The organism is Stenotrophomonas sp. ESTM1D_MKCIP4_1, from assembly GCF_003086895.1.
Taxonomy (GTDB): Bacteria; Pseudomonadota; Gammaproteobacteria; order Xanthomonadales; family Xanthomonadaceae; genus Stenotrophomonas.
In genome coordinates this window covers 1,891,734-1,903,994 of record NZ_CP026004.1, presented here as the reverse complement: position 1 = coordinate 1,903,994, position 12,261 = coordinate 1,891,734, and the positions used below count along the sequence as shown (strand labels likewise).

At 67.1% G+C, this 12,261-nt stretch carries 12 protein-coding genes and 1 tRNA gene; 10 read left to right on the top strand and 3 right to left on the bottom strand.

Going from position 1 to position 12,261, the window contains the following annotated elements:
• Positions 1-68: 68 nt before the first annotated feature.
• Positions 69-145 (bottom strand) — tRNA-Arg (locus C1924_RS08855).
• Between the two features lie 115 nt (positions 146-260).
• Between C1924_RS08855 and C1924_RS08850 the strand changes: the two genes are divergently transcribed.
• The 6 genes from C1924_RS08850 to C1924_RS08825 all read left to right on the top strand — a co-directional run bounded on the left by C1924_RS08850 (position 261) and on the right by C1924_RS08825 (position 6,159).
• Positions 261-899, top strand: a complete 639-nt coding sequence (locus tag C1924_RS08850; RefSeq protein WP_108764952.1) for a phosphatase PAP2 family protein — start codon at positions 261-263, stop codon at positions 897-899.
• Positions 900-982: 83 nt separating this feature from the next.
• Positions 983-1,345 (top strand): hypothetical protein, encoded by a 363-nt coding sequence (locus C1924_RS08845; RefSeq protein ID WP_108764951.1) that lies wholly within the window; start codon positions 983-985, stop codon positions 1,343-1,345.
• Positions 1,346-1,425: 80 nt separating this feature from the next.
• Complete coding sequence (locus tag C1924_RS08840) at positions 1,426-2,535, top strand: polysaccharide biosynthesis/export family protein (RefSeq protein ID WP_108764950.1); 1,110 nt, start codon at positions 1,426-1,428, stop codon at positions 2,533-2,535.
• Positions 2,536-2,545: 10 nt separating this feature from the next.
• Positions 2,546-3,214 (top strand): YjbF family lipoprotein, encoded by a 669-nt coding sequence (locus tag C1924_RS08835; protein ID WP_254051241.1) that lies wholly within the window; start codon positions 2,546-2,548, stop codon positions 3,212-3,214.
• 3 nt (positions 3,215-3,217) lie between these two features.
• A complete protein-coding gene (locus C1924_RS08830) occupies positions 3,218-3,970 on the top strand; it encodes a capsule biosynthesis GfcC family protein (RefSeq protein WP_108764949.1) in 753 nt (250 codons plus the stop codon).
• Complete coding sequence (locus tag C1924_RS08825) at positions 3,970-6,159, top strand: YjbH domain-containing protein (protein WP_108764948.1); 2,190 nt, start codon at positions 3,970-3,972, stop codon at positions 6,157-6,159. The genes C1924_RS08830 and C1924_RS08825 overlap by 1 nt, the downstream gene beginning before the upstream one ends.
• Before the next feature lie 67 nt (positions 6,160-6,226).
• On the opposite strand, the gene C1924_RS08820 is transcribed toward C1924_RS08825, so the two are convergent.
• Positions 6,227-6,661 (bottom strand): low molecular weight protein-tyrosine-phosphatase, encoded by a 435-nt coding sequence (locus C1924_RS08820; RefSeq protein WP_108764947.1) that lies wholly within the window; start codon positions 6,659-6,661, stop codon positions 6,227-6,229.
• A 115-nt stretch (positions 6,662-6,776) separates the two neighbouring features.
• Positions 6,777-8,234 (bottom strand): undecaprenyl-phosphate glucose phosphotransferase, encoded by a 1,458-nt coding sequence (locus tag C1924_RS08815; RefSeq protein WP_108764946.1) that lies wholly within the window; start codon positions 8,232-8,234, stop codon positions 6,777-6,779.
• A 382-nt stretch (positions 8,235-8,616) separates the two neighbouring features.
• Here C1924_RS08815 and C1924_RS08810 point away from each other — a divergent pair, with 382 nt between their 5' ends.
• From C1924_RS08810 to C1924_RS08795, 4 genes are all read left to right on the top strand, one after another.
• Entirely contained in the window at positions 8,617-10,149 is a 1,533-nt protein-coding gene (locus C1924_RS08810) for an aldehyde dehydrogenase family protein (RefSeq protein WP_108764945.1), read from the top strand.
• Positions 10,149-10,982 carry an SDR family oxidoreductase gene (locus C1924_RS08805; RefSeq protein ID WP_108764944.1) on the top strand — a complete coding sequence of 278 codons (834 nt, stop codon included), beginning with the start codon at positions 10,149-10,151 and terminating at the stop codon, positions 10,980-10,982. The genes C1924_RS08810 and C1924_RS08805 overlap by 1 nt, the downstream gene beginning before the upstream one ends.
• 216 nt (positions 10,983-11,198) lie before the next feature.
• On the top strand, positions 11,199-11,483 hold the full coding sequence (locus C1924_RS08800; RefSeq protein WP_108764943.1) for a DUF4190 domain-containing protein: 285 nt from the start codon (positions 11,199-11,201) through the stop codon (positions 11,481-11,483).
• Positions 11,484-11,488: 5 nt separating this feature from the next.
• Entirely contained in the window at positions 11,489-12,259 is a 771-nt protein-coding gene (locus C1924_RS08795; RefSeq protein ID WP_108764942.1) for a class I SAM-dependent methyltransferase, read from the top strand.
• The last annotated feature ends 2 nt before the right edge of the window (positions 12,260-12,261 follow it).

The following is a 12,261-nucleotide window of genomic DNA, read 5'->3' as shown; positions in this document are numbered from 1 at the left end:
TCAGGCCAGGAAACCTACCTAGATATGGCGACATAAACTGCCACACACCCAGCTAAGTCATTGAAATATGGTGACCCCGGCCCGATTCGAACGGGCGACCTTCCCCTTAGGAGGGGGACGCTCTATCCAGCTGAGCTACGGGGCCATCGGCAGCAGGCAAGCATACCGCGTCTGGCTGAACGGACCAAGCCGCGCACCCTCACGACCGTTGCCGACGCGGCTATTCTGTCCGCCCCTCTTCGCCCCGGCACCGCCGCCAGATGATGACCCTCTGGGAGACACTGTCCGCACTCGGCGACAGTCGCGCCCTGCTTCCCCTTGCCGTCGTTCTGGCCCTGTTCGCGCCACCTGCGCACCACCGCCTGCTGTGCCGCTGGGCTGCAGCGGTCGCGCTCGTCGCCGTCGCCACGCTCGCCAGCAAGATCGCCTTCATGGGTTGGGGCCTGGGCATCGAATCGGTGGATTTCACCGGCATTTCCGGCCATGCCGCGATGTCCAGCACGCTTTACCCCGTGGCTTTCTGGCTGCTCGCCAGCGGTCGCAGCCGGCACCCCCGCGCCTGGGCCGTCGCAGGCGCCGGACTGGCACTGGCGATCGCCTGGTCAAGAGTGCCGCTGCGCGCGCACTCGTTGTCGGAGATCATCATCGGGCTCAGTCTGGGCATGGCCGCGTCCGCCTGGGTTCTGCGTGGCCTGCGCGCGCCTGCCGGCCTGATGCCGGTGCGTATCCGCGGGGTGCTGCTGGCCATCGCGGTTGCTGCAGCCGTGCCGATACTGCTGGCAGACCTGCACACCCATGACCTGGTGAAGGCCACCGCAAAGGCCTTGTCCGGCCGCGAGCGGGCGCTGGAGCGCCACGACCTGCGCCGGCATGCACCGCCCGCTCATCGGCAGCATTGAAATGAAGTGCCGCAAACCTTGACAGCCACGGTTCATCCATCGAACATACAGATGGAATTTTCCCTGACGGAGCAGGCCTCCCCATGTTCAAGAAGACGATCGCAGTTGTGGCCCTGGCGGCCTTTTCCGCCTCCCCGATGATGAGCTTCGCGCAGGATGCGCAGGCGGCAGCTGGCGCAGAGCCCTCCTCGGAAGCCGCTGCGGCTGAAGTCGCCGGCGCAGAAGCTGCGGGCGTCTCCACGGCTGCCGTGGTTGGCACCACCGTGATTGCCGTTGCGGCTGCCGCTGTGGCTTACAGCGTCGGTGGCGACAGCACCAGCGGCAGCAACGATGGCGGCGGCGGCACCGATCCGGGTGGCCCGGGTCCGGGCGGCCCCGGCACCGGCGGCACCGGCGGTACCGGTGGCACTGGCGGCACCGGTGGTACGGGCGGCACCGGCGGCTGATCGGCGCACTGCGTACCACACAGGCCCTCGCCGGGCGCGACCCGGCGGGGGTTTTTTATGCCTGCCAGAATCCCATTGCCATGAACAACACCACTCCCCGCCTTCTTGCCGCCGCGCTCACCGTACTGGCGCTGTCCGGCTGCGCACTCGCGCCGGGCCAGCACCTGCGCCGCAGTGACGTCGCCCTTGACCGCCACAGCGGCGATGGCCAGCTGGAAATCGTCACCATCACGCCGAAGCTGATCGCACAGGAGAATGCCGCGCGCGCTGAGAAGACGCTGCCGGCTGCGCTCTTCGATTTCCAGCCCCAACCGTACAAGGTGGGCGTGGGCGACATTCTCTACGTCACCGTCTGGGACCACCCGGAGCTGACCGTGCCTGCCGGCTCGCAGCAGGCAGGCGCCCTCGCAGGCCGCCTGGTGCAGAGTGATGGCACGCTGTTCTACCCGTACATCGGCAAGGTCAAGGCATCGGGCAAATCGCCCGTGGAGATCCGCGAGGAAATCAGCCGCCGCCTGGCCCAGTACGTGGAATCGCCGCAGGTCGATGTGTCCGTCCTCACCTACGGCAGCCAGCGCGTCTGGGTGACCGGTGCGGCCGAACGCTCCTCGCCCATCGCGCTTGGCACCTCGCCGCTGACGCTGGCCGATGCCATCAGCCAGGCCGGCCTCAACAGCGCCCAGGCGGACCTGTCTGGCATCCAGCTCAGCCGCGACGGCACCACCTACACCATCAACCTGGAAACCCTGGCCCGTGAGTTCGGCGGTCGCCAGCTGTACCTCAAGGATGGCGACTCCATCTTCGTTCCCTACCTGGATCGCAAGGAGATCTTCGTGGTGGGCGAGGTGAACCTGCCGGGCGCCTACAGCTTCCGCACCGGCGACGTCTCGCTGAACCAGGCGCTGGGCCGTGCCCGCGGCCTGCTGCAGCAGACCGCCAACGGCAACGCTGTGTACGTCATCCGCGGCAGCACCGACCTGCAGCAGGAGCCCTCGATGGTCTACCAGCTGGAGGCGCGCTCGCCCACCGCGTTCGCTACCGGCAGTCAGTTCCACCTGCAGCCGGGCGACGTCGTGTTCGTCGGCGCCGCCGGTGTCAGCCGTTGGAACCGCTTCGTGAACCAGCTGCTGCCCTTCACCAGCATCCTGTACAACGCCGCGCGTACCGGTACTGAAGTCAGGGACAACTGACGTGGCCCGCATGGACGCGGCCCGCCACCGGCCGGCATACCGCGCGCTCGGCTTGCTGGCCGTCGCCGCCAGCCTGTTGGTCACCGGCTGCACCGTGGGCAGCCGGTCCACTGCGGAAACGTTCCGGCTGATCACCCATCGCCCGGCGCAGGCCACCGCCGAGGGCGTGGCCAGCGTCCGCTTCCCGCAGTTGCAGGTGGAAACGCCGGACATCGTAGCGGTGGCCGTGCTCGGCTACATCGATGACGGCCGCCAGCAGTGGTACGCCGGCTCGCATGCGGTGTTCGAGATGGATCGCCACGGCCTGCTGCTGGGAGGCAGCGGACTGGGGCAGCAATGGCGCGCCCGCATCAAGGGGCCTTCGCCGTTTGACGACCTGCGCGCCGTGACCACCCCGGTCACCGTGCAGCGCCGTTACGACTGGGTGCCGGCCTACCAGGTCGGCGTGGCCGTGACCGGCACCCTGCGCAAGGGCGCACTGGAGCAGGTGGACATCCTTGGTACGCGTCGCACCCTGCAGCGTTTCGACGAACAGCTGCAGGGCGGCGGCATGCACGGCCGCAATGTCTACTGGGCCGATCCGGCCACCGGCTTCATCTGGAAGAGCCGCCAGCACCTGGCGCCCGACCGCGTTGCGGAGCTGACCCAGCTCAAACCCTATCGCCCGGCCAAGGATTGAGCCATGACGTATCGATTTTCCGGCTTGGTGATGATCGCCGCCTTGTGCGCGGCCAGCACGGCGCAGGCCACCGAGGTGCGCATCGAGGGCGCGGCTGAAGCGCAGGGCGTGCATACGATGCCCGCCACCGCACGCCTCGCCGACGCCCTGCTGAAGGCCCGCCCACGCGCAGACGCCTATCTGCTGGCGACCCGCTTCGAGCGCCCACAGGCCATGGACGCACAGGTGCGCCTTCGCGCCGGCCTGCTGTATGGCGCCAGCCAGCTGACCGGTTCCAGCGATGCGGACGTGTCGACCCTGGCCCGGACGCTGCACGATTGGCTGGACACGCACCCGGCAACCGGGCGGATGCCCATCACCGGCCCCGCGCGACTGATCCAGGCGCAGCCCGCGCACAATCCGGTGCTCGCCAACGGCGATACGCTGCGCTTCCCGCTGCAGCCGCGCACGATCACCGTCATGGGCGCGGTCGGGCAGGCCTGCGTCCTGCCGCACGTACCGCAGCGGGACGCACGCGACTACCTGCGTGACTGCCGCCCCAGCCGCCTTGCCGACCGCAACGACATCTATGTGATCCAGCCCGACGGGCAGGTCCAGCAACTGGGCATAGCGCTGTGGAACCGCGCCGACCCGCAGGCCATCGCGGCCGGCGGAACGCTGTTCGTTCCCCTGCGTGCCCCGCTCATCAAACGCATCGACCCGCTGTTCAACAGCGATTTCGCCGCGTTCATCGCCACCCAGCCTGTCAGCCCGTGATGACCCAGCCCTGCCCGCGTGCGCGCCTGGCGCGCCCCGCCCGTTTCGCGCTGAGCGCGCTCGCCCTGTCGCTGTCCTGCGCGTTGCATGCGCAGGAAGCGCCGCCTCCCACCGCCAACGAATGGGGTGGCATCGGCCTGCTGCAGACACCGACCGCGCGCATGGCCGATGACGGCGACCTCAGCTTCACCGCGTCCTACAACTCGCCTTACGCACGCTACAACCTCACCCTGCAGCCGTTCCCATGGCTGGAAGCGTCCTTCCGTTACATCAACGTCAACAACCTCTATTACGGGCGAAGCTACGCCGGCAACCAGCACTACAAGGACAAGTCGATCGACTTCAAACTGCGCCTGTGGGAAGAGTCGCGCCTGTTGCCGGAAGTGGCCTTCGGTGTGCGCGATCTCGGCGGCACCGGGTTCTTCTCCAGCGAGTATCTGGTCGTCAACAAGAATTTTGGCCCGTTTGACGCGTCGGTCGGCCTGGCCACGGGCTACATCGGCAACCGTGGCGACTTCTCCAATCCACTGGGCCTGATCGATGACCGCTTCAAGGGTCGCCGGTCGGTAGGCAGCAGCGATATCACGCAGGCCGGCAAGTTCGGCCTCAGCAACATGTTCAAGGGCCCGGTCGGCATCTTCGGCGGCATCACCTACCAGACGCCGATGGACGAGCTGCTGCTCAAGGTGGAGTACGACGGCAACGACTACCGCCGCGAGCCCCGCAACAACAACCTGCGGCAGCGCACCCCCATCAACGTGGGCCTGGTCTATGTCCCGAGCCGCAATGTCGAGCTGACCGCCGCCTGGGAACGAGGCGATGCAGCCATGTTCTCGCTCACCCTCCGTGGCAACCCGGGCAACACGCCAGCCGCACCCAAGCCGTTCGATCCGCCGCCGCAGCGCCTGCTGCCCGAAACTGCGGTTGCCGAACAGCGCGCGGTCGCGGCCAGCAGCGATGCTTCCGCCGATGCACCGGCCATCGGCCCCGACTGGGCGGCCGTCAGCGCCGAGCTGCAGCGCAACGCCGGCTTCCGGGTCGAACGCATCTCCCGCCGCGGTGACGAGCTGTACGTGGACGGCTACCAGATGCGCTACCTGCATGCCGCCAAGGGTCTGGGTCGTGCCACGCGCATCCTTGCCAATGCGACCGGCGATGACTACGACTGGTTCACCCTGCGCACCACCCGCGTGGGCATGCCCATCGCCGACCTGTCGATCAACCGCGAAGCATTCGCCGGCTACCTGGACGGGACGGTCAGCGAAGATGTACTGCGGCGAAGCACGGAACTGCAGGCGCCCGACGCACGTGCGCGCGAAACCCTCTACACGCCCAAGCGCAGCCCGTTCGGCGGCGGCTTCAACGTCGGCTACCGGCAGAATCTGGGCGGCCCCGATGGCTTCATCCTGTACCAGGTCGCGGCCAACTATTCGGGCAGCCTGTTCCTGCGCGACAACATCTGGCTGACCGGCACGGTCAGTGCCGATGTCACCAACAACTACCACAAGTTCAAGTACAACGCCCCCAGCCGCCTGCCGCGCGTGCGCACGGACATCCGCCAGTACCTGACCACGTCCGACGTCATGCTGCCCAACCTGCAGGCCAACATCGCCGGGCGGTTGGCACCGGACCTGTACGGCATCGCCTACGCGGGCTATCTGGAATGGATGTACGCCGGCGTCGGTGGTGAGCTGCTGTATCGCCCCAGTGGCGAGCGCTGGGCCGTCGGTGCCAATCTCAACCGGGTGCAGCAGCGCGACTACGACCAGCACTTCGGCCTGCGCGACTACCGCATCACCACCGGCCACGCTACGTTCTTCTACGCGTTCGACGCCCGCGAGCGCATCATCGGCTCGCTGTCGGTCGGCCAGTACCTGGCGGGTGACAAGGGCGCCACCTTGGACCTGGCCCGCGTGTTCGACAACGGCGTGACGATGGGCGCCTACGCCACCAAGACCAATGTGTCGGCGCGCGATTTCGGTGAAGGCAGTTTCGACAAGGGCATCTATTTCAGCATTCCGCTGGATGGCTTCCTGCCGCGCTCCACGCGCGGTCGTGCGGCGTTCAACTGGAACCCGCTGATCCGCGACGGCGGCGCGATGCTTGGACGCAAGTACGGCCTGTACGGCATGACCGGCGACCGCGACGAGCGCTTCTTCTACGACAACCTGCGCACGGTCGGTGAATGAAAAAGGCCGGGAGCCACGCGGCTCCCGGCCTTCTGCCCGCAGCGCAGCGGCAACCGCGCGCGGGCACTCAGAGGTAGCGCACCCAGCTCTTCACGCTTTCATCCATCAGCGTGTAGACGTGCTCGAAGGCCGCGCGCTGCTGCCGGTACGGATCGGGAATCTCGCGATCAGCCTGCCACTTGCCCAGCAGGAAGGTCTTGCCCGATGCCTCCGGCGCGATCTCGATGATGCGGTGAACGTGCTTGCGCTCCATCACCAGCACCAGATCCGCAGCGCCCAGGATGCTGCGGTCGATCTGCCGCGCGCGATGGCTGCTGCCATCCAGGCCATGCTCGGTCAACAGCGCCTGCGCCGTAGCATCCACGCCGTGGTTGACCAGAGCCCCCAGGCCGGCCGAGGACACCGTGATGCCCTTGCCCTGCACTGCTTCACGCAACATCACCTCAGCCGATGGGCTGCGGCAGATGTTGCCGACACACACAACCAGAATATTCTTGAACACAGACAACGGCTTCCGTCAGTTCTTCATCACATGAAACGCAGCGCCCGGCCGCTGCTGCGAACCGGGCGCTTCCACGCGGGCGGGACCGGCGCGAAGCCGGTTACCACCTCGATGCCTAGTATGCCGACTTCTGGCCCAGCACCTTGAATGCCGTCATCACGATGATGCGCACATCCAGGGTCGGGCTCCAGCGGCGGATGTAGTCGATATCGTACTGCACGCGCTTCTTCATCGAGCGCAGCTCCGGCGTTTCACCGCGCAACCCGTGCACCTGCGCCCAGCCGGTGATGCCCGGCTTCACATAGTGACGGTGCATGTAGCGGTCGATCAGGCGCTCGTAGTGGTTGTTGTGCTGCACGGCGTGCGGCCGCGGCCCGACCACCGACATGCTGCCCCCCAGCACGTTGAAGAACTGCGGCAGCTCGTCCAGGCTGCTGCGGCGCAGGAACGCACCAAAGCGGGTCACACGTGGATCGTTGCGCGTGGCCTGGGTGATCTTGTCCGACGAACCTTCCGCGTGCACCCGCATGGAGCGGAACTTCAGCATCGAGAATTCCTTGCCGCCCAGGCCATGACGGCGCTGGCGGAACAGCACCGGACCGGGCGAGCTCAACTTCACGCCAATGGCCAGCACGGCGAACACGGGGGCCAGCGCGATCACCGCCAGGCCGGCCACGATGATGTCCTCCACACGCTTGGCCAGCCGGAAATTGTGGTCGGCCAGGCCCTGGCGCACACCAATCATCGGCACGTTGCCGACCTGATGCACACCCGGATTCAGCGTGCCCCAGCCGGTGGTATCCGGAATCAGCCGCACCGGCACCGGGAAGCGCTCGATCTGCTTCAGCATGGCCTTCATGTCGCCCGCGTCGCCGGGAGTCATCGACACCCACAGCTGGTCGAACTCACCGCGGTGCTGGTCCATGTAACGGGGCAGATCGGCCAGTGCGCCCAGGCAGCGCGGCGCATCGCCACCACGGCGGGTCGCCACATCCCCCTTGGCGGAGAAGTAACCCACCACTTCCTTGCCCAGCTCGGGCTTGCCGCGCAGCAGGCGGTGCAGCTTCAGTCCCGACGAGCGCAGGCCCACCAGCAGCACGCGCTCACGGTCCAGGCCGCGCGAGCGCAGGCGATGCAGCTGCACGCGCAACGCCACCCGCGTGCCGATCATCAGCGTCAGGCCCGCGCCAAACCAGCCGAGCAGCCAGCGCGTCGGCACCGAACCGGCCATGTCGACCAGCACGGCGTAGACCGAGAACAACGCGAACGAAGCGGACCACGCCAGGAACAGGACCCAGAGGTCGGTGATCAGGCCGCGCGCGCGCCAGTTGCGGTACACCGGCGCGATCATGAAGCACACCATCGCGCTCAGCAGCAGGGCACCGAACACGATGCGCTGCGACGGGTCCGGTGCGGCCGAACCATAGAACACCATGTGGGACAGCACAGCGGTGAGCGGAACGGCCGCGAGATCGCCCAGGCGCAGTGCCAGTTCAAGTGCAGCCCGGGCCTCTACGCGGCGACGGGCCCGGCTCGGGTGGCTGGAAAGATCTTCTACGGATCCATGTAGCACAGATGTTTCTCCTTCAGACGGTTCCGCGGATCCGGACGTGATCCCAGGCAGCACCGATCTCCCCAGCCGATGCACACACTTGATTGCGGTTTGATTGACTCCGCTTGGATTGTGTCTGAACTGCGTCACAAAAGATAGCGGCCAACCGGCATTCATTTGACGCAATCAGCCCGGTAAGCGAGACATAGAGCACTGATTTCTATCACTTTGACCCGGCCCGGACCGCCCGGTAATCGTGACGCCCCGTCAAGCCTTTGGCGCCTCTCACCCCGCACTGCACCAAGCCCCGCCGCAACCCTCTGTTACCATCGCCGGTTCAGTCCGCCACAACCCCCACCTGCCCGTGGCGGCACCTACACCGTAACGAAATACAGGAGTCTGCATGTCTTCCGAGCTGCTCAAGTCCCTTGGTCTGGACGCGGTCAACGCTGGCACCTACCTGGGCAACGGGGAATGGTCGAGCGCCACCGGTGGTGAGCTGATCACCCCGGTCAACCCGACCACCGGCGAGCCGATCGCGCAGGTCCGTGCCACCACCGAGGCCGAGTACGAGACCGTCATCGCCCGTGCGCAGGAAGCCTTCAAGACCTGGCGTACCACCCCGGCCCCGCGTCGCGGCGAAGCCGTTCGCCTGTGCGGCGAAGCGCTGCGCAAGCACAAGGACGCGCTGGGTTCGCTGGTCGCCCTGGAAATGGGCAAGAGCAAGCCCGAGGGCGACGGCGAAGTGCAGGAGATGATCGACATCGCCGATTTCGCCGTGGGCCAGAGCCGCATGCTCTACGGCTATACCATGCATTCCGAGCGCCCCGGCCACCGCATGTACGAGCAGTACCACCCGCTGGGCCTGGTCGGCATCATCTCGGCCTTCAACTTCCCGGTCGCGGTGTGGAGCTGGAATGCGTTCCTGGCCGCCATCTGCGGTGACATCTGCATCTGGAAGCCGTCCAACAAGACCCCGCTGACCGCCATCGCCTCCATGCGCATCTGCAACGAAGCGCTGCGCGAAGCCGGCTTCCCGGACATCTTCTTCCTGGTCAACGACGCCGGCACCGCCCTGTCGGAAAAGCTGGTGGACGACCGCCGCGTACCGCTGATCAGCTTCACCGGCTCGACCCAGGTCGGCCGTACGGTCAACGAAAAGGTTGCCCGTCGCCTCGGCCGCTGCCTGCTGGAACTGGGCGGCAACAACGCCATCATCCTGGACGAGACGGCTGACCTGAAGCTGGCCGTGCCAGGCATCGTGTTCGGTGCCGTCGGTACCGCCGGCCAGCGCTGCACCACCACCCGCCGCCTGATCGTGCACCGCTCGATCTACGCCGACGTGCTGGCCACGCTGGTCAAGGCCTACAAGCAGGTGGAAGGCAAGATCGGCGACCCGACCGATGCCGCCAACCTGATGGGCCCGCTGAACAGCGACGGCGCCGTGCAGCAGTTCCTCGATGCCATCGCCCAGGCCAAAGCGGCCGGCGGCACCATCGAAACCGGTGGCACCCGCATCGATCGCGCCGGCAACTTCGTGCTGCCGGCCATTGTCTCCGGCCTGAAGAACAGCGACGCGGTGGTCCAGCACGAGACCTTCGCACCGATCCTGTACGTCATGCCGTACGACAGCATCGATGAAGCCTTCGACATGCAGAACGGCGTGCCGCAGGGCCTGTCGTCCTCGATCTTCACCCAGAACCTGAAGACCGCCGAGAAGTTCCTCTCGGCCGCCGGCAGCGACTGCGGCATCGCCAACATCAACATCGGCACGTCCGGTGCGGAGATCGGCGGCGCCTTCGGTGGCGAAAAGGACACCGGCGGTGGACGCGAGTCGGGCTCGGATGCGTGGAAGGTCTACATGCGCCGCCAGACCAACACCATCAACTACTCCGATTCGCTGCCGCTGGCCCAGGGCATCAAGTTCGACCTGTAATGGCCAACAGCACGACCATGCCTGTGGGTCAGAGCCCCTGCGGGGATCTGACCCAGGGTCGGATCCCCGCAGGGGCTCCGACCCTGGACTTCAGCGGCCGCCGCGTGCTCATCGCTGGCGGCAGCAAGGGCATCGGCCGTGAACTCGCGCTGGCGTTTGCCGGCGCCGGTGCCCGGGTATCGGCCTGCGCCCGTGGCCTGCCCGGCCTGCAGCGCCTGCAGGCCGACGCAGAAGCGCAGGGCACGCCGCTGCATGTGTTTACCGCCGATCTGGCGGATATCGATCAGATCAGCCTTTGGCTGCAGGCATCTGCCGATGCGCTCGGCGGCATCGACGTACTGGTCAACAATGCCACCGGCTACGGCATGGCCGATGATGAGGACGGCTGGGCGGCAAGCCTGCAGATCGACCTGATGGCTGCCGTACGCGCCTCCCGCCTGGCCCTTCCCTGGCTGCGCGCATCCGACGACGCCTGCATCCTCAACCTGTCCTCGATCGCCGCCCAGCAGCCGCGTCCGGGAGGCGCCCCGTATGCGGCGGCCAAGGCCGCGCTCTCGCACTACACCACCTCGCAGGCGCTGGCACTTGCCGCGGATCGCATCCGGGTCAACGCCATCGCGCCGGGCTCCATCGCATTTGCCGACGGCCTGTGGGACCGTCGCCGCGTCGACGACCCTGACCTGTATCACGCCACGCTGGCGCGGATTCCGTTCGGCCGCTTTGGCCACCCCCGCGAGATCGCCGACGCCGCCCTGTTCCTGTGTTCACCGCTGGCGCGCTGGATCACCGGCCACGTCCTCAACGTGGATGGTGGCCAGGTACTGATGGGCTGACGCCCACGCTTCGGTAGCTGCCAACCTTGGTTGGCGCCTTCCGTCGACCAAGGTCGACGCCTACCAAAGCCGCAGCTGCGATTCCCCGGTAGCTGCCAATCTTGGTTTGCGCTCTCCGTCGACCAAGGTCGACGCCTATCCAGGCCGCGGCGCCGCTGCCCATGGGCTTGGCGGCCCACAGGCACTATCATGTGCACACTGCCAAGGAGGACCCCCATGAGCGTGGCACCCCGACAGACAAGTGCCCTGGCCGTCCTCAGCCTCGTGCTGGGCATCGCCAGCTGGACCGTACTGCCCTTCGTCGCCAGCATCGTCGCCATCATCACCGGGCACATGGCGCGCAAGGAGATCCGCCTCCGCCCCGCCGAGCTTGAAGGCGACGGGTTGGCGCTCACCGGTCTGATCCTGGGCTGGGTGAACGTCATCATGCTGGGCCTGGGCCTGCTGGCCATCGTCCTGTTCTTCGGCGGCCTGGCTTGGCTGGCCACCCTGTCGAACTGACGGCCATGAGCGCGTCGGACAGCACTGAACGCTTCAGCAGCCGGGTCGCCGACTATGTGCGCTACCGCCCGGACTACCCCGCTGCGCTGATGGACTGGCTGCACGGCCCGATGGCCGTGCCCGTCCCGGCGTTGGTTGCCGACATCGGCGCGGGCACCGGTATTTCCAGTCGTGCATTCCTGGCCGCCGGCCACCCGTTGGTGGCAGTGGAACCCAATGCAGCGATGCGCGCGGCCGCCGAGCACTGGCTGGCCCCGCAGTATCCGTTGTTCCGCGCCGTGGACGGCCGCGCCGAGGCGACCGGACTGGCCGCTGCCAGCGTCGATCTGGTCAGCGCCGCGCAGGCCTTCCACTGGTTCGACACCGTGGCGGTGCGTGCCGAATGGCAGCGCATCCTGCGCCCGGGCGGGATGGCCCTGGTCTACTGGAACTCGCGACTGCTTGATGCCAGCCCGTTCCTGGTTGGTTACGAACAACTGCTGCTGGACTACGGCACCGACTACACCGCCGTGGCCGAGCGCTACCAGGACGATGCCACCATGCAGGCATGGTTCGGCGCCGGCCTGCGCGGCATGATCGAACTGCCCAACGTGCAGCTGCTGGACTTCGACGCCCTGCGCGGGCGCCTGCTCTCTTCTTCCTACGCACCGCAGTCCGGGCACGCGCGCCACGCGCCGATGCTGGCGGCGTTGCAGGACCTGTTCAACACCCACGCGGTGGATGGCCAGGTCGCCTTTGAATATCGAACCCGAGCCTTCCTCGGCACGCTGGATTGAAC

What these genes read in the sequence shown, in the direction of transcription:
- C1924_RS08850 (WP_108764952.1), top strand. Translation starts at nt 261, where the DNA reads ATGATGACCCTCTGGGAGACACTGTCCGCACTCGGCGACAGTCGCGCC.
- C1924_RS08845 (WP_108764951.1), top strand. Translation starts at nt 983, where the DNA reads ATGTTCAAGAAGACGATCGCAGTTGTGGCCCTGGCGGCCTTTTCCGCC.
- C1924_RS08840 (WP_108764950.1), top strand. Translation starts at nt 1,426, where the DNA reads ATGAACAACACCACTCCCCGCCTTCTTGCCGCCGCGCTCACCGTACTG.
- C1924_RS08835 (WP_254051241.1), top strand. Translation starts at nt 2,546, where the DNA reads ATGGACGCGGCCCGCCACCGGCCGGCATACCGCGCGCTCGGCTTGCTG.
- C1924_RS08830 (WP_108764949.1), top strand. Translation starts at nt 3,218, where the DNA reads ATGACGTATCGATTTTCCGGCTTGGTGATGATCGCCGCCTTGTGCGCG.
- C1924_RS08825 (WP_108764948.1), top strand. Translation starts at nt 3,970, where the DNA reads ATGACCCAGCCCTGCCCGCGTGCGCGCCTGGCGCGCCCCGCCCGTTTC.
- C1924_RS08810 (WP_108764945.1), top strand. Translation starts at nt 8,617, where the DNA reads ATGTCTTCCGAGCTGCTCAAGTCCCTTGGTCTGGACGCGGTCAACGCT.
- C1924_RS08805 (WP_108764944.1), top strand. Translation starts at nt 10,149, where the DNA reads ATGGCCAACAGCACGACCATGCCTGTGGGTCAGAGCCCCTGCGGGGAT.
- C1924_RS08800 (WP_108764943.1), top strand. Translation starts at nt 11,199, where the DNA reads ATGAGCGTGGCACCCCGACAGACAAGTGCCCTGGCCGTCCTCAGCCTC.
- C1924_RS08795 (WP_108764942.1), top strand. Translation starts at nt 11,489, where the DNA reads ATGAGCGCGTCGGACAGCACTGAACGCTTCAGCAGCCGGGTCGCCGAC.